This window comes from Streptomyces sp. NPDC044984, assembly GCF_040646935.1.
Taxonomy (GTDB): Bacteria; Actinomycetota; Actinomycetes; order Streptomycetales; family Streptomycetaceae; genus Streptomyces.
In genome coordinates this window covers 70,477-85,130 of the sequence record NZ_JBEZBE010000035.1, presented here as the reverse complement: position 1 = coordinate 85,130, position 14,654 = coordinate 70,477, and the positions used below count along the sequence as shown (strand labels likewise).

General features: G+C 73.2%; 16 protein-coding genes and 2 pseudogenes. 10 read left to right on the top strand and 8 right to left on the bottom strand.

Annotation, left to right across the window (positions count from 1 at the left end):
* Positions 1–118: pseudogene (locus AB0A94_RS30950) on the bottom strand (BlaI/MecI/CopY family transcriptional regulator); the annotation flags it as partial.
* Between the two features lie 175 nt (positions 119–293).
* On the opposite strand from AB0A94_RS30950, the gene AB0A94_RS30945 reads away from it, so the two are divergent.
* The 3 genes from AB0A94_RS30945 to AB0A94_RS30935 all read left to right on the top strand — a co-directional run bounded on the left by AB0A94_RS30945 (position 294) and on the right by AB0A94_RS30935 (position 1,438).
* Positions 294–554 (top strand): twin-arginine translocase TatA/TatE family subunit, encoded by a 261-nt coding sequence (locus AB0A94_RS30945; RefSeq protein ID WP_361749262.1) that lies wholly within the window; start codon positions 294–296, stop codon positions 552–554.
* A 201-nt stretch (positions 555–755) separates the two neighbouring features.
* Positions 756–1,211, top strand: a complete 456-nt coding sequence (locus AB0A94_RS30940) for a cyclic nucleotide-binding domain-containing protein (RefSeq protein ID WP_361749261.1) — start codon at positions 756–758, stop codon at positions 1,209–1,211.
* 5 nt (positions 1,212–1,216) lie between these two features.
* Positions 1,217–1,438: a hypothetical protein gene (locus AB0A94_RS30935; RefSeq protein WP_361749260.1), complete on the top strand. Its 222-nt coding sequence runs from the start codon at positions 1,217–1,219 to the stop codon at positions 1,436–1,438.
* 81 nt (positions 1,439–1,519) lie between these two features.
* On the opposite strand, the gene AB0A94_RS30930 is transcribed toward AB0A94_RS30935, so the two are convergent.
* The 3 genes and pseudogenes from AB0A94_RS30930 to AB0A94_RS30920 form a co-directional block, all read right to left on the bottom strand.
* Positions 1,520–2,212, bottom strand: coding sequence for a response regulator transcription factor (locus AB0A94_RS30930; protein ID WP_361749259.1), 693 nt, complete (start codon positions 2,210–2,212; stop codon positions 1,520–1,522).
* A 135-nt stretch (positions 2,213–2,347) separates the two neighbouring features.
* Positions 2,348–2,796 (bottom strand): annotated as a pseudogene (locus AB0A94_RS30925) (pyridoxamine 5'-phosphate oxidase family protein).
* Between the two features lie 443 nt (positions 2,797–3,239).
* Positions 3,240–4,145 (bottom strand): SGNH/GDSL hydrolase family protein, encoded by a 906-nt coding sequence (locus AB0A94_RS30920; protein ID WP_361749258.1) that lies wholly within the window; start codon positions 4,143–4,145, stop codon positions 3,240–3,242.
* A gap of 654 nt (positions 4,146–4,799) precedes the next feature.
* On the opposite strand from AB0A94_RS30920, the gene AB0A94_RS30915 reads away from it, so the two are divergent.
* On the top strand, positions 4,800–6,074 hold the full coding sequence (locus AB0A94_RS30915) for an APC family permease (RefSeq protein ID WP_361749257.1): 1,275 nt from the start codon (positions 4,800–4,802) through the stop codon (positions 6,072–6,074).
* Positions 6,075–6,086: 12 nt separating this feature from the next.
* On the opposite strand, the gene AB0A94_RS30910 is transcribed toward AB0A94_RS30915, so the two are convergent.
* A complete protein-coding gene (locus AB0A94_RS30910) occupies positions 6,087–6,455 on the bottom strand; it encodes a DUF6223 family protein (RefSeq protein ID WP_361749256.1) in 369 nt (122 codons plus the stop codon).
* 235 nt (positions 6,456–6,690) lie between these two features.
* Here AB0A94_RS30910 and AB0A94_RS30905 point away from each other — a divergent pair, with 235 nt between their 5' ends.
* Together AB0A94_RS30905 and AB0A94_RS30900 are read left to right on the top strand one after the other, a co-directional pair.
* Positions 6,691–7,818 (top strand): sensor histidine kinase, encoded by a 1,128-nt coding sequence (locus AB0A94_RS30905; protein ID WP_361749255.1) that lies wholly within the window; start codon positions 6,691–6,693, stop codon positions 7,816–7,818.
* Positions 7,815–8,480, top strand: a complete 666-nt coding sequence (locus AB0A94_RS30900) for a response regulator transcription factor (RefSeq protein ID WP_361749254.1) — start codon at positions 7,815–7,817, stop codon at positions 8,478–8,480. Before AB0A94_RS30905 ends, AB0A94_RS30900 begins: the two co-directional genes overlap by 4 nt.
* Positions 8,481–8,510: 30 nt before the next feature.
* Here AB0A94_RS30900 and AB0A94_RS30895 read toward each other — a convergent pair whose 3' ends face one another.
* The gene (locus AB0A94_RS30895; RefSeq protein ID WP_361749253.1) at positions 8,511–8,855 is read right to left on the bottom strand and encodes a PadR family transcriptional regulator; all 345 of its coding nucleotides are present in this window, start codon (positions 8,853–8,855) and stop codon (positions 8,511–8,513) included.
* A 260-nt stretch (positions 8,856–9,115) separates the two neighbouring features.
* Positions 9,116–10,390: an MFS transporter gene (locus AB0A94_RS30890; protein WP_361749268.1), complete on the bottom strand. Its 1,275-nt coding sequence runs from the start codon at positions 10,388–10,390 to the stop codon at positions 9,116–9,118.
* A gap of 455 nt (positions 10,391–10,845) precedes the next feature.
* On the opposite strand from AB0A94_RS30890, the gene AB0A94_RS30885 reads away from it, so the two are divergent.
* Positions 10,846–11,112: a hypothetical protein gene (locus AB0A94_RS30885; RefSeq protein WP_361749252.1), complete on the top strand. Its 267-nt coding sequence runs from the start codon at positions 10,846–10,848 to the stop codon at positions 11,110–11,112.
* A gap of 123 nt (positions 11,113–11,235) precedes the next feature.
* Positions 11,236–12,021 (top strand): asparagine synthase C-terminal domain-containing protein, encoded by a 786-nt coding sequence (locus AB0A94_RS30880; RefSeq protein WP_361749250.1) that lies wholly within the window; start codon positions 11,236–11,238, stop codon positions 12,019–12,021.
* 151 nt (positions 12,022–12,172) lie between these two features.
* Here the strand turns inward: AB0A94_RS30880 and AB0A94_RS30875 are convergent, their stop codons facing one another.
* Positions 12,173–12,532, bottom strand: a complete 360-nt coding sequence (locus tag AB0A94_RS30875; RefSeq protein ID WP_361749249.1) for a metalloregulator ArsR/SmtB family transcription factor — start codon at positions 12,530–12,532, stop codon at positions 12,173–12,175.
* Positions 12,533–12,695: 163 nt separating this feature from the next.
* Here AB0A94_RS30875 and AB0A94_RS30870 point away from each other — a divergent pair, with 163 nt between their 5' ends.
* Together AB0A94_RS30870 and AB0A94_RS30865 are read left to right on the top strand one after the other, a co-directional pair.
* Positions 12,696–14,081, top strand: coding sequence for an FAD-dependent oxidoreductase (locus AB0A94_RS30870; RefSeq protein ID WP_361749248.1), 1,386 nt, complete (start codon positions 12,696–12,698; stop codon positions 14,079–14,081).
* Positions 14,082–14,141: 60 nt separating this feature from the next.
* Entirely contained in the window at positions 14,142–14,600 is a 459-nt protein-coding gene (locus AB0A94_RS30865; protein ID WP_361749247.1) for an ArsI/CadI family heavy metal resistance metalloenzyme, read from the top strand.
* The last annotated feature ends 54 nt before the right edge of the window (positions 14,601–14,654 follow it).

The following is a 14,654-nucleotide window of genomic DNA, read 5'->3' as shown; positions in this document are numbered from 1 at the left end:
GGCGCTCCTGCACCCAGCCGGCCGTCGCCGGGCCGCCCGCCTCCCGCAGCGCCGCCAGGACCAACGCCTCCAGCTCACCCTGCCCCCGCCGCCGGAAACCCTCCCGTCGCTCCGCCACGCGCCCCGCCTCCCTTCCGCCGCCATCCGTTTCCCGCGCGGACATCGTATAGACGCCACCGGCTCCCGCACGCCCCCCGACATCTCTCTACAGTGATGTAGATTCTGCTCCGGGTCCGTGCCGCGGGCCTCGGACCTGCGCCCCGCCCGGGCTCGCGAGAAGGAGCATCGCATCCATGTTCGGACTGAGTGAACTGGCCGTCGTCCTCATCGTCGTCATAGCCGTCCTCGCCGCCAGGAAGCTCCCGGAACTCGCCCGCTCGGCAGGCAGGTCGGCCCGCATCCTCAAGGCCGAGGCCCGTGCCGTGAAGGAGCAGGACGACGCCGGGGAGGCGGGCACGGCCCCGCGGGTCATCCAGGGGGAGGTGCAGCGGCCGTCCGCCCCCGGGTCCGGGCACACCGGCGACACACCGCCCTCGGGCGGATCCGCCCGGTGAGCGGGAGCGGCCGGCGAGCGGAAGCGGCCGGCGAGCGGGAGCGGCCGGCTCCTCACCGCAGGGCCGTCCCGGTGGGGCCGAACGGCCCTCGGACAGGGCCGGACGGCCCGTGGTGTCCTCCGTCGGACGGGCCCACCCTGAACATCGGGGGGCCGGAGCCGCCGTTCGGCTGTGGCGGCGGGCACGGAAGGAGACGGAACGATGACATCCACCACCACTCTGACCGCGGGTCTGCCGACCGCGCACCGCGAAGGGCTGCTGCGGCACGCCCGCGAGGTCTCCTTCGCGGCCGGGGTGCGCCTGTTCGAGGAAGGACGGCGCGCCGACCGGTTCTGGATCGTCCGGACCGGAACCGTCGCCCTCGACCTGCGGGTCCCCGGTCACCGCGCGGCCGTGATCGAGTCGCTGGGCCACGGCGAGCTGATCGGCTGGTCCTGGCACTACCCGCCGTGCATGTGGCACCTGGGCGCCGAGACCACGAGCCCGGTGCGGGCCTGGGAGTTCGACGCGGAGGCCGTACGGGCGCTGTGCGCCGAGGACCCCGAGTTCGGCCGCGTGATCGCCGTGTGGGTCGGCCGGGTGGTCGCCCAGCGCCTGCACGCCACCCGGGTCCGGCTGCTCGACCTGTACGCCCCCTATGGCAGCGGAAGCAGGTGACGGCCGTGAACGGCGGCCCGTACGCCGTGAGCGGCGTCATGGCGCGCGCCGTCGTGGCCGTCGGCCGCGCCACCCCGTGCGAGGGCGTCGTCCGGCCGGCCGGGGAGCGGAGGGCCGGCGCGCTGCCCGTGCCGGCGGGCGAGGGGCGGGTCGTCGGCGTCGACGGCACCGTGGCCGCCTTCGAGACGGACGGGTTCCCGCGGAGACCCGCTCCGGCCGGAGCGTGAGCGTCACCGGACGCGGACTCAGGGGAGCGGCGACCGGACGGTGAGCCGCGGCGTACGGCCTGCGCGGCTCGCCGCGTGCCGTCAGCGGCCCTCCTGCCTCAGCCGGTCCTGGACCTGGGTGGCGATGACGGCGGCCTGGACGCGGCGTTCCACGCCGAGCTTGGCGAGCAGCCGGGAGATGTGGTTCTTGACCGTCTTCTCGGCCAGGTACAGCCGCTGGCCGATCTGGCGGTTGGTCAGCCCCTCACCGATCAGGGCCAGGATCTCGCGCTCCCGTTCGGTCAGCCCGGGCAGCGCGTCCGGCTGCTCCTCCTTGCGCTGTCCGCCGCGCAGCCGGGCCATCAGCCGTGTGGTGGCGCTCGGGTCGAGCAGCGACTGGCCGCGGGCCACCGTGCGCACGGCGGTCACCAGGTCGGAGCCGCGGATCTGCTTCAGCACGTATCCGGACGCGCCGGCCATGATCGAGTCGAGCAGGGCCTCCTCGTCGTCGAACGAGGTCAGCATCAGACAGGCCAGGTCGGGCATGGCCGAGCGCAGCTCGCGGCACACGCTCACCCCGTCCCCGTCCGGCAGCCGTACGTCCAGGACCGCGACCCGGGGGCGCAGGGCGGGGACGCGGACCAGGGCCTGCTCCGCGGTGGCGGCCTCACCGACCACGGTGATGTCCGGTTCGTCGTTCAGCAGGTCGTGCACCCCTCGCCGGACCACCTCGTGGTCGTCCAGCAGGAAGACCCGGATCGGGCTGCCGGGTCCGGGCTGCTCGCCGTCCGCCATCGGTTGCTCCTCGTTCCGCGCTGTGTGACCGTCCGGGCCGTCCGGAATCCCCGGCCCCCACATCTTGCGCACTCCAGGGCCGGGAGACCAGGGCCGATCGGCCCCATCGCCCCGCTCCGGGCCGGCCGGCGGCCCTCATCCGTCCGCGGCCGCCAGGCTCACCTCGTACGGGGAGCGCCCGCCGACGAGTTGGCGCCCGGTGACCAGCCCGGCCTCGATGCGGACGAAGACCTCCCGCGCCGAGGGCACCCAGGAGACCGGTCCGGTGCGGGCCAGGCGCCGGTGTTCGGCGGGGTCGGTCACCACCGTGGCCGGGCCCGTGACGACGACGCTCCAGCCGGACTGCCGGGCGGCGTCGACGTCGTCGGCCCCGAAGGCGACACCGCGCCGTCGACCGCGCGGACCGGTTCCGAACCGGCGGCGGTACGCAGCAGGACCGCGCCGCCGGTGTCCAGGCGGAAGTTGACGGGCAGCACGGCGGGCAGGGCCCGGCGCGTGAAGACGACACGGCCGACGGGTGCCCCGGCCGTCAACCGCAGGCACTCCTGCCGCCCGAGTTCTCGGAAACCGTCATCGGGGTACATCGCCGGCCCGTCCTTCGCCTGGTGCAGCGGTCCTGCGCCCTTCCACCCCGAGCCGGGCACGGCCGGGAGATGAGGGCCGACGGTCCCGTTCCCCCCGGAGAACGGCCGGCCACCACTGGCGCCGCACTTCACTCCGTACCGCGTCCGCCGTCCGGGTACGGAGCGGGCGCGGAACGGGGCCCGTCCGGACACCCACGGGCCCGTGACCCGGACACCCACGGCCCCGTGACAGCGACCGGGGCCGGACCGTGAAGGACACGGCGCGCTCCCGGTGAGCGCTCGTCCGCCGGTCGGCGGCGGGCGGTCCACGACGGACTGCTCGTCCCCGTCGTCCCCCGGTCGCCCCGGGTGCCGTCATGGCCCTGACGCTGCGATGACGGCACGCCCGCGGGCCCTTCCGCCGGTCCGGTTCCCGGACGTCCTCGCCGCACGCGCCTCGGGAGTCACGAGGCTTTCGGAAGTGCGGTGTCCGTCCCGCCGGACGGTGCCGGCGTCGCGCGGACGGCCGCGGCGAGGGCCTCTCCGATGGCCCGGGCGCCCGAAGCGTTGGGATGCAGGGGCGCGGCCTGACGGTTCGTGGTCAGGCCCTCGATGTAGCGGTCGGCGGGGGCGGCGCAGATGTCGTGTCCGATCCCCAGCGTGTAGGTGTCGACGAAGGTCGCGCCGTGCTCCTCGGCCGTCCGCCTCAGTACGGCGCTGAGGTGGTTGATCACGCCCTGGATGTAGTTGGCGTCCTGCTTCCAGAAGGGCTGGGCGGGGTGGCAGCCGTCGGTGCGGAGGTAGTTGCCGTAGCCGACGACGAAGACCTCGGCGTTCGGCGCGCGCCGGGCGATCTCGTCCAGGGCGGTGCCGAAGACCGGTGCCCAGGCGTCGATGCGGGCCCTGACCTCGTCGGTACCGTTCGCGGTGTTCTCTTCCGCGCAGCTGGTGCCGTGGGGCTCGGGCAGGGTGTTGACGCAGTCCAGCGCTTCGCTGAAGACGTCGGCGTCGTTGCCGCCGATGGTGACGCTGACGATGTCGGTGGCGGGCGTGAGCGCGTCGTACTGGGGGGCGGTGCCCGGGAACTGGGACGTGCTCAGGTCCTCGGTGTCGGCGGCGGAGCAGGTGACGTCGGTGAGTCGCGCGCCGAGTTCCTCGGCCGCGACGCGCGGATAGCCGGCCAGGGAACGCAGGCACATCGGGTCGGCCGGATCGGGCGGCGGCACCAGCGGTGCGGCCGCGTAGGAATCGCCGAGCGCGACGTATCGCGGTGGATCGGCCGCGGTCGGCGCGGCCGTGACCGGTGCCGTGGCCGACAGGGCGGCGGTGGACAGCGCGGTGGCCAGGGCTATGCGCAGGGTCGTCTTCAAGGACGCCTCCGTCCAGTGGGTCGGAATGTACGGGTCTGTCTCGCGATGAGCATGCCCGAGGGGGCCTGCCGCCGCACGGCGGGCCGCAGTTCGGTACTCCTGCCGGATGACGGCGTGCGGCGCGGCTCCCCGGTGCTTGCCGTAGCCGGTGCGGCTACTGGCGCGGTCCGGCGTGGCGGGCCGGACTTCCCTGCCGGTCGGCACGATGGGTGCACGGGGCTCGGCTCCGCGCGGGGTGGCGTGCGTGGCCGCGCCGTACGCCGGTCCCGGCTTGCGGGGCGCGGGCGGCGGCCCTGCCCGGTGCCGGACCGCGGGGGGACGGTGCGGCGCGGGGCACGTGGGCGCCGACTCCTCCCTGGTCCCCGTCGGCCTCGACGCCGAACCCGACACCGTGGAGCCGGGCAGGACCGCCGGTCTCACCGTCGTCGACGGCGATCCCCGCCCTCGTCGGCACGCCGCACCGGGCCGCGGCGGAGAACCGGTTCCCGGGCCGGCAAGCCGTCGAGCGGCAGCGCGACGTCCGCGTCCTGCCCACCGGTGCGGCCGGAGGACAGGGCGGAGCGTCGTTCCCCCTCCGGGCGGGTTCACGCGCTCATATATCGTCTCCCGATATCGGAGTCCGTAATACTGGCCCTGCTGCCAAGGAGTGAACTCATGAGCGAGCCATCGACCGCCGCCGGGATGCCGGACGAGCTGCGCCGGCGGCTGGGGGTGCCGGACGCCGTCATGATCGGCCTGGGGTCGATGATCGGCGCCGGGATCTTCGCCGCACTCGCCCCGGCCGCGCAGTCGGCCGGTTCCGGGGTGCTGGTCGCCCTGGCGCTCGCCGCCGTCGTCGCCTACTGCAACGCCACCTCCTCCGCGCGTCTCGCGGCCCGCTACCCCGCCTCCGGCGGCACCTACGTCTACGGCCGCGAACGCCTCGGCGACTTCTGGGGCTATCTCGCCGGGTGGGGTTTCGTGGTGGGCAAGACCGCCTCCTGCGCGGCGATGGCGCTCACGGTCGGCTCGTACGCCTGGCCCGGCCAGGCGCACGCGGTCGCGGTGGCCGCGGTGGTGGCGCTGACCGCGGTGAACTACGCCGGAGTGGAGAAGTCGGCCTGGCTGACCCGCGCGATCGTCGCGGTGGTGCTGGCGGTCCTCGCCGCCGTGGTGGTCTCCGGCCTCACCTCGTCCGCGTCGGACGCGGCCGGTCTGGACATCGGCGACGACGCCACGTTCGGCGGGGTGCTCCAGGCCGCGGGCCTGCTGTTCTTCGCGTTCGCCGGGTACGCGCGCATCGCCACCCTCGGCGAGGAGGTCCGCGATCCCGAGCGCACCATCCCCCGGGCGATCCCGATCGCGCTGGGCATCACCCTGGTCGTCTACGCCGCCGTCGCCGTCGCCGTCCTGACGGTCCTCGGTCCGAAGGGGCTGGCGGAGGCCGGCGCGCCGTTGTCGGACGCGGCCAGGGCGGCGGGCGCCGACTGGCTCGCGCCGGTCGTACGCGTCGGCGCCGCCGTCGCCGCGCTCGGCTCGCTGCTCGCGCTGATCCTCGGTGTCTCCCGCACCACGCTGGCCATGGCCCGCGACCGGCACCTGCCGCACGTCCTGGCCGCCGTCCACCCGAGGCACAAGGTGCCGCACCGCGCCGAGTTGGTGGTCGGCACGGTGGTGGCGGTGCTGGCGGCGACCGCGGACGTGCGCGGGGCGATCGGGTTCTCCTCGTTCGGTGTGCTGGTGTACTACGCCGTCGCCAACGCCTCCGCCTGGACCCTGCGGCCGCAGGAGGGCCGTCCCGCGCGGATCGTCCCCGTGGTGGGGCTGGCCGGCTGCCTCCTCCTGGCCTTCGCCCTGCCGTCGTCCTCGGTGGCCGCCGGGGCAGCGGTGCTGGCCGCCGGTGCCGCCGCCTACGGGGTCCGGCGCGTGGTGGCCGCACGCACGTCGTGACCGGGGGGGCGGTCAGACGGTCATCCGGCCGGCGCGGCGGCAGCGGGTCAGGGCCCGGCGGCCGAGGAGGACGGCGCCCAGCCCCAGCGGGACGGCCACGACGGCGCCGACGAGTCCGTTGCCGGTGCCGGGACCGCCGTCGGCGGTGGCCAGGTGCAGCACCGCGAGAACCGTGCCGACCGTTCCCACCGCGATGGCCGCCATCCCGCCGGTGCGCGCGTTGCCGGTGCCGGTCCGGCGGCCGGCACGGGCCAGGGCCAGGGCCAGTCGGCCGATGGCCAGCCCGAACGCCCCTGCTCCGAGGGCCAGGTTGGCCCCGGTCCGGCCGTCGCCGATGATCCCGCCCTCGGCGGCCGCCATCAGTGCCAGTGAAACGCTCATGCCGCTCTGCTCCTTCTCCGTCGCCGATGTGGAGGTCCGATGTGTCTCGAGCATGCGAGCCGGACCCCCGGCCGGTCGTCCAGCGGATGCGGGCACTTTCCGCTGCCGCAGCCGCGGGATCCGGATACCGCGGCTGCGGCAGCGGCAGGTGGCGTGCGGGTACCGCGCACGCGGTAGCCGCGCGCTCGTCCGTGAGCCGGATTCGCCCGCGACCGCGTCCGGCTACGGTGCCCCCATGGACAAAGGACGGTTCGCTGTCCCGGCCGGGGTCACCGACTGGGCGACCGCTCTGGGCGTGACGGCGCTGTCGCTGGGCACCGGGCTGTCCGGGGCACACCCCTCCGGAGTGCGCGAGCTGCTCGGTTCCGCGCTGCTGGCGGCCGGTGGGCTGGCGCTGGCCGCGCGCCGCCGGGCGCCGCTCGTGGTCCTGGCCGTCACCGGGTTGTGCGCGGTGGGCCACCTGGGGGCCGGGTTCGAGGTGCTCGCCGTCCCGTATCTGGTCGCGGTCTACGGCGCGGTACGCGCCGGGCGCCGCGCCGTCGTGCTGGCTGTCTCCGCGGGCCTGCTGGCCGTGCTCCACCTCACGGCCCTGGTCTTCCATGACGGGTCCGCGCGCGAGGTCGTGGCGCAGGCCCGGAGCACCCTTGAACTCGCCTGGCTGATCGCCGCGTTCGCCGCCGGGGAGGCGGTGCGGCAGGCCGAACGGCGGGCGGACGAAGCCGAGCGCACCCGCGAGGAGACCGCGCGCCGCCGGGCCGACGAGGAGCGGCTGCGCATCGCGCGGGAGCTGCACGACTCGCTCACCCACCAGATCTCGGTCATCAAGGTGCAGTCCGAGGTCGCGGTCCACGTGGCCCGGCGGCGGGGCGAGCGGGTGCCGGAGGCCCTGCTGGCGATCCAGGAAGCCGGCCGGGAGGCGAGCCGGGAGCTGCGCGCGACCCTCGAGGCGCTGCGCGACGACGGCACCACCCCGCCGCACGGACTCGAGCACATCCCCGACCTGGTGAAACGATTCCAGGGGACCGGCCTGGCGGCGACGCTGACGGTCGGAGGACGTCCGCACGCCGTGCCGGCCGCGGTGGGGCGTACCGCTTACCGGATCGTTCAGGAGTCGCTCACCAACGTCGCCCGGCACGCCGCCGCCACCACCGCCTCGGTACGGATCGATTACCGGCCGGACGCCCTCGCCGTCCGTGTCGACGACGACGGAAAGGCCACCTTGCACCCCGCGCCGGCGCCCGGCCTCGGGACGCTCGGCATGCGCGAACGCGTCACGGCCCTGGGTGGCCGACTGCACACCGGACCGCGCAGCGCGGGCGGTTTCACCGTCCAGGCCGAACTCCCCACGAACGGAGCCTCGTGATCCGGGTCCTGCTGATCGACGACCAGCCGCTCATCCGCAGCGGCTTCCGCGCGCTGCTCGACCTGGAGGACGACATCGAGGTGGTGGCCGAGGCCGCCGACGGCCAAGAGGGCTTGGCGCTCCTCAAGGAGCGGCTGCCCGACGTCGCGCTCGTCGACATCCGGATGCCCCTCATGGACGGCATCGAAGTGACCCGGCGCGTCGCCGCGGATCCGGCCCTGGCGGGCGTGCACGTCGTCATGCTGACCAACTACGGCATGGACGAGTACGTCTTCGACGCGCTGCGCGCCGGTGCCGCCGGCTTCCTGGTCAAGGACATCCTGCCGGAGGACTTCCTGCACGCCGTACGCGTCGCCGCCCGCGGCGACGCCCTGCTCGCGCCCGCCATCACCCGCAAGCTCATCGACCGGTACGTCACCCAGCCGCCGCCACGCGCCCGCGCCGGAAGCGGGCTGGAGGAGCTGACCGGCCGCGAACGCGAGGCGGTCGCCCTCGCCGCGCACGGTCTGTCCAACGACGAGATCGCCGACCGCCTGGTCATCAGCCCGTCGACCGCCAAGACCCACATCAACCGGGCCATGGCCAAGCTCCACGTCCGCGACCGCGCCCAGCTCGTGGTCCTCGCCTACGCATCCGGCCTGGTGACCCCGCGCGGCTCCTGATCCCCGCACGCCGTGGACCGGACCGGTGCGCTACGGCGCCTCGTCGCCCAGAACCTCACGGGCCAGCTCCCTGAGTGCCCGCCGGTCGTCCGCCAGAGCCCGCCTCCCGGCCTCGGTCGCCCTGTAGACGCGCCGGGTGCGGCCGTCGACCACCCGCTGTTCGGAGAGCAGCAGTCCGTCCGCCTCCAGCCGGTGCAGCGTCGGGTACAGGGTGCCGGGGCTGATCCGGTAACCGTGGGAGGCCAGCTCCTCGGTCATCCACGCACCGTGGATCTCCTCCTCGGCCGCGTGGTGCAGGATGTGCAGCCGCACCGCGCCCCGCTGGAACTCCCGCACCCTGGCCCCCTCCGGCAGTGACGAAACCGATATCGGCATCCGATCCTACGCCGGAACCGAACAACCCGGCCTCTCCCGCCGGAGCCCGGCCACGGACACGCGTGAGGCCGGCCCGCTCCATCGCCCGGTCGTGCGATCGCCTTCCCGGAGACGTCGCCGGGAAGGCGGCGGCGACCGGAGCGGCCGTCAGCGGGTGGCGAGCTGCGAAGGGCGGCCGGCGGCAACGCGGTTCGCGTCCGGAGCCGCCCCCGTCGGCCCACGAGAACACGGGGACGTCCCCTGTCCGCCGACCGCACTTCTCAGGCGGGTGAACCCTCCCGAACCGAGCCGGTGGCTGTACGACGCAGCGCCGGCCGGCACAGGGGCGCGACCGGCAGGGAGCAGGTGAGGAAGACCAGCGCGAGGACGGCCCAGCCTGCCCCTCCGGCGCCGGTGACCAGCGTGGTGACCAGCGCGGGTCCGACCGCCACCACGGCGCCTTCGGTCGTGGCCGCGACCGCTTGGTACTGGCCTTGGGCGCCGTGCGCCATGAGCTTGATGGACAGTCCCCACCGGGCCGCCACGTAGTACAGCTCCCCCAGCACGTGCAGGCCCAGTCCGGCGAGGACGACGACGGCGGCCAGCACCGGGCCGGCGGGCCAGGCGGCCGCCGCGAAGACCAGGCAGCACCCGGCGAGCGCGACGCCGGCGCGCCAGGAGGCGCGTACGGCCCCGGCCAGTCGCTGCCCGATGCGGGTGACGCGCACCTGGAAGAGGGCGATCAGGAGGGAGCTGACCAGCACGGCCAGGGGGGCGATCCATACCGGTGCGGTGGTGCCCTCCTTCAGCCACAGGGGCAGGCCGCTGGACAGAAGTGCCCAGCACAGGGCCAGGAGGGCGGTACTGCTCATGATCGCCATGAAGGGGATGTTGCGCAGTGCCGCCGTGCTGGCCTGACGCCGTGCGGCAGGCACCGGCGGGACGTGCGGGAGGCGGGCCAGGATCGCGGCCGAGATGACGAAGGTGAGGCCGTTGACGATGACGGCGCCGTGGTAGGGGGCGGCCGACTGGCGGGAGAGCACCCAGGCGGCGGCGCCCGCGCCGGCCGCGTAGAGCAGGTGCTGTACGACGCGGGCCCGGGCGAGGACGGGCAGGCAGTCCCGTTCGGGCAGCAGCAGGTGGACGAGCGCCACCTTGGTGCCTTTGGCGGCCGTCTCCATCGAGGTGAACAGGGCGGCGGCGACCAGGAGCGGCCAGAAGGTGTGCGTGGCCAGAAAGGTGAGTGAGAACGCCGCGCGCAGAACGGTGACGGCCAGGAGGGTCTCACGGGCGCCGAGACGGTCGGTCAGCGTGCCGACGGGCAGGGCGGCCAGGAGGCCGAGCCCCCCGCCCAGCCCCATCGCGAGACCCATCGTCGCGGCGGGGACCCCCTGAATGGAGGTCAGGTAGACCGCCCACATGCTGAACCACAGTCCGTCCCCCAGGGCGGTCGCACCTTCACCGAGCAAGAGACGCCGAACGACTAACCGATCTTTCCGGGCTTTCCCGTCACAAGTCCGGCTCAATTCTTGCCACCCTTTCCTGTCGCAGAACACCGGATACCCGTGGCCGTCTCGCAGCACGTTCCGAGCCTGGACAGGGGACGCAGGTTTTCGGCCTTCTTCAGCCTCGCCCCGCACCCTCCCACCGTGACTCCCCGGATTCGGACACAAATATCCGGTCCTGAGTACCCGACGCAATTCCGAGCAAACAGAATTACTTTCAGTGATCGCCAACGATCCCACGGAACCTACGATGAGCGGCGGGAATCACGGGTACGCACTTACAACCCCAAGGATTTATACATACAGAAAGTGAAATTCTTCCGACCCCTGACACGGCTCTGCCGGGCCTGGATATCGTGACGACGCGTCACCGATCATGCCGACGAAGCCCCGACTTTTGAGCGCCCGCTTCGTCGTACCCTCTGCAATATCCGTGCGTAATCCATGGCCGCTTGCACCAAAACGCACGGGCGCGCCCTTCCACCCACTTCCGTCGGAGGAAAAGAATGGCGCACTCACCTCTCAGCATTCTCTCCCAGGTCGATTTCAACGGCGATCCGCTGACCGATGAGCTGCTGGTGAAGACTTTCCACCAGCTCATGGACGAGCACGGCTACGTCCTGATGTGCAACGTGCCGGAGAAGTTCGATCCGGTGAGGTTCTGCCGGAACCTGGGCCGCTTCGTGCCCAACTACACCGGTGCCGTCGTCGGCGACGTACGTCCGGAGCCCGGTATGGACGACGTCTACCACGCGGGCACACCCGGCCGCTGACCCCGCACTCGGAGGGGTACGACTTCGCGGTCGTCCCCCCGCGGTACATCGCGCTGTGGTGCGTCACGCCGGCCGGCGGGCCGGGCGGGGAGCTGCAGCAGCGCTGGCACGCCGCGTTCGACCGTGAGCACGTGGCCGTCGACTACGCCGAGAGGGACACGCTCGTGTGGGACAACCAAGGCGATCCGGGGGCAGTCCACGGTGGCGCTGTCCGGAGAGGCCGCGGACGAGGTCTTCGGAGGCTACCCGTGGTACCACGACGAGCGGCTCGTCCGGCGCGACCGCTTCCCGTGGATCGGGGACGCCCCGCGTCTGGCCGACGCCTTCGCACCCGACCTGCACCGGCGCGTACGCCCGGCCGATGCGGAGAACGACCGCTATCTCACCCTCAAGGCGGAAGTCCCCCGGCTGCCCGGGGAGCAAGGGCTCGACGCCCGTATGCGTGAGGTCATGTACTACAGCCTGAAAGGCCCCCTCGCCTGCCTCCTCGACCGCAAGGACCGCATGAGCATGGCGGTGGGCCTGGAAGTACGTGTCCCGTACTGCGATCACCGGCTGGTCGAATACGTGTGGAACGTGCCGTGGGACATGAAGAACGCCGACGGCCGCTGGAAGAGTCTGCTGCGGCTCGCCTTCGCCGACGTCCTCCCGTGGGAAACCCTGGACCGGCCCAAGAGCGGATACCCCGGCACCCACGACCCCGCCTACAACGCGGAGGTCATGCGCTCCATCGACAAGGCTCTCAGCGACCCCTCCTCTCCCCTGCACGGCGTGTTCGACCCCCAGCGTGTGGAGGCCCCCACCCGGTCGGGGTCGAAGACCATGACGTGGCTCAACTCCAGTCACCTCCTGCTTCCCGTCCTGGAAGTCGACGCCTGGATGCGGGAGTACGACGTCACCCTCGCCTGATCACGCCTGCCCCGTCGTGTTCCTCGCGGTCCCGCGACGGGGTCACCGGCCGCCGGGCCCGGCACGACCGCCGCCCCCTGTCGAGCGGCCGAGTCGGCCCCTTTCCGGCCCATGGCGTCTCCCCACCCCGTGGACGGCCGGCGCCGACCGCTCAGGTGCTCCGCGACAGCAGGCCCGCCATGGCCGACAACACCCCGGGCGCAACGCGGTAGTACACCCAGCTGGCACGACGCTCGGACTCGAGGAGCCCGGCTTCCCGCAGCTTGCGCAGGTGGTGGCTGACCGTGGGCTGGGAGACACCGACGTCCTGGATGTCACAGACACAGGCCTCCCCGGCCGGCTGAGCCGCGATCTTCGAGAACAGCCGCAGCCGGACGGGATCGGACAGCGCCTTGAAGATCATGGCGATCTTCTCCGAGTCCGCGACGGACAGCTCTTCCTCGCCCAGCGGCCGGCAGCACCATGACGCGGTGACGTGCAGGTCGGTGGAGCCCGTAGCCGGATTAGACATCCTTCTATGTTGACAGACGTCTAATCGCTTGCCAAGCAGCGCACGGAACCCCCGCACATCCGAACGGATGCTAATTCGATGAACTTCTATGTTGACGGATGTCGATCCCAGGTGCACGCTGGTCGGTATCGACACACATCGAATCCGAGGAGTCGTCGCCACCATGTCCACCGCCCCTGTTCCGCCCGTGGTCGTCATCGGCGCCGGCCCCATCGGTCTGGCCGCCGCAGCTCACCTGTCCGAGCGCGGCCTGAACCCCCTCGTCCTCGAGGCGGGCCGCACCGCCGGCGCCGCCGTGCACGACTGGGCGCACGTACGCCTGTTCTCCACCTGGGGCGAAGTCGTCGACCCGGCCGCCGAGAAGCTCCTCGCCCCGACGGGCTGGAGCAGGCCCGACACCGGCACCTGTCCGAGCGGCGGCGACTGGATCGAGCACTACCTGCGGCCGCTCGCCGCCGTTCTCGGTGACCGGGTCCGTTACGGCGCCCGGGTCACCGGCGTCTCGAAGGCCGGCCGCGACCGCGTCGTGGACGCCGACCGCGACACCCAGCCCTTCGTCGTGCACGTCCAGCACACCGACGGTCGCGAGGAACGGATCCTCGCCGCCGCCGTGATCGACGCCTCGGGCACCTGGGCCCGGCCCGCTCCGGCCGGGGCCAGCGGCCTGCCGGCCCTCGGCGAACGGGCGGCGGCCGACCGCGTCAGCTACCGCGTCCCCGACCTCACGGACCCGGCCGTCCGTGACCGATACGCGGGCAAGCGCACCGCCGTCATCGGCTCGGGCGCCTCCGCGTTCACCGCCCTCGCCGCACTGGCCGAGCTGGCACGCTCCCAGGACGACACGGCGACGAAGACGGTGTGGGTGCTGCGCCGCGGCATCTCCGGATCCACCTTCGGCGGCGGAGACGCCGACCAGCTGCCCGCGCGCGGTGCTCTCGGCCTCGCGGCCAGGGCCGCCGTCGACGACGGCCACGCCGAGGCGGTCACCGGCTTCCGGACCGAGGCCGTCGAACGCGACGCGGACGGCCGGCTGGTACTGGTGGCCGAGGACGGCCGGCGCCTGCGGGACGTGGACGAGCTCATCGTCCTGACCGGATTCCGCCCCGACCTGTCCTTCCTCTCCGAGGTGCGCCTGCGCCTGGACGAGCGCCTGCAGGCCCCGGTGGAGCTCGCTCCGCTGATCGACCCCAACCAGCACTCCTGCGGCACCGTCTACCCGCACGGCCACCGGGAGCTGTCCCACCCGGACTCCGGTGTCTACCTGGTCGGCATGAAGAGCTACGGACGCGCTCCCACGTTCCTCGCCATGACCGGCTACGAGCAGGTCCGCTCCGTCGCGGCCGCCCTGGCGGGCGACACCGAAGCGGCCGACCGCGTGGAACTGGTCCTGCCGGAGACCGGTGTGTGCGGCGGCTCCGGACTCTTCGACACCGCCGACGCCTCCGAGGCCGACGCGGGCTGCTGCGCCGCTCCCGCCCCGCAGCCGGTGCAGCTCATCACCGTCTCCCCCGGCCCGGTCACCGCATCCGGCGGCTGCTGCAACGCCTGAACGTCCCCGCCCCAGGCCGTCACGGCCGCGGGCACCGTCCAACCAGCGGAAGGAGTCCCCATGTCCCGGGTACAGCTCGCCCTGCGAGTACCTGATCTGCACGCCGCGATCGCCTTCTACGGCAAGCTGTTCGACACCGCACCGGCCAAGCTCCGTGACGGCTATGCCAACTTCGCGATCGCCGAGCCTCCCCTCAAGCTCGTCCTCATCGAAGGAAAGGACGGCGAGGACACACGCCTGGACCACCTCGGCGTCGAGGTGGCCTCCACCGAAGACGTCCGGACGGCCGCCGCCCGGCTGGCCCGGGCGGGACTGGCCACCGCGGAGGAGAAGGACACCGCCTGCTGCTACGCCCTGCAGGACAAGGTCTGGGTGACCGGCCCCGGCCAGGAGCCGTGGGAGGTGTACGTCGTCAAGGCCGACGCCGACACCCTCGCCAAGCAGCCCGGCAGCACCTGCTGCGGCTCGGCAGCCATCACCCCGTCCGGGCAGGAACCCGACGCGGCCGGTTGCTGCTGACTGCGCGTGAGCGACCTCTCCGGCCGCGTTCCCCGCCGCCCTGCTCGGCCTCCG

Excerpts from the sequence above, each read along its gene's own strand:
- AB0A94_RS30915 (WP_361749257.1), top strand. The coding sequence starts at position 4,800 with ATGAGCGAGCCATCGACCGCCGCCGGGATGCCGGACGAGCTGCGCCGG.
- AB0A94_RS30875 (WP_361749249.1), bottom strand. The coding sequence starts at position 12,532 with ATGTCTAATCCGGCTACGGGCTCCACCGACCTGCACGTCACCGCGTCA.
- AB0A94_RS30885 (WP_361749252.1), top strand. The coding sequence starts at position 10,846 with ATGGCGCACTCACCTCTCAGCATTCTCTCCCAGGTCGATTTCAACGGC.
- AB0A94_RS30945 (WP_361749262.1), top strand. The coding sequence starts at position 294 with ATGTTCGGACTGAGTGAACTGGCCGTCGTCCTCATCGTCGTCATAGCC.
- AB0A94_RS30910 (WP_361749256.1), bottom strand. The coding sequence starts at position 6,455 with ATGAGCGTTTCACTGGCACTGATGGCGGCCGCCGAGGGCGGGATCATC.
- AB0A94_RS30870 (WP_361749248.1), top strand. The coding sequence starts at position 12,696 with ATGTCCACCGCCCCTGTTCCGCCCGTGGTCGTCATCGGCGCCGGCCCC.
- AB0A94_RS30905 (WP_361749255.1), top strand. The coding sequence starts at position 6,691 with ATGGACAAAGGACGGTTCGCTGTCCCGGCCGGGGTCACCGACTGGGCG.
- AB0A94_RS30865 (WP_361749247.1), top strand. The coding sequence starts at position 14,142 with ATGTCCCGGGTACAGCTCGCCCTGCGAGTACCTGATCTGCACGCCGCG.
- AB0A94_RS30895 (WP_361749253.1), bottom strand. The coding sequence starts at position 8,855 with ATGCCGATATCGGTTTCGTCACTGCCGGAGGGGGCCAGGGTGCGGGAG.
- AB0A94_RS30940 (WP_361749261.1), top strand. The coding sequence starts at position 756 with ATGACATCCACCACCACTCTGACCGCGGGTCTGCCGACCGCGCACCGC.
- AB0A94_RS30930 (WP_361749259.1), bottom strand. The coding sequence starts at position 2,212 with ATGGCGGACGGCGAGCAGCCCGGACCCGGCAGCCCGATCCGGGTCTTC.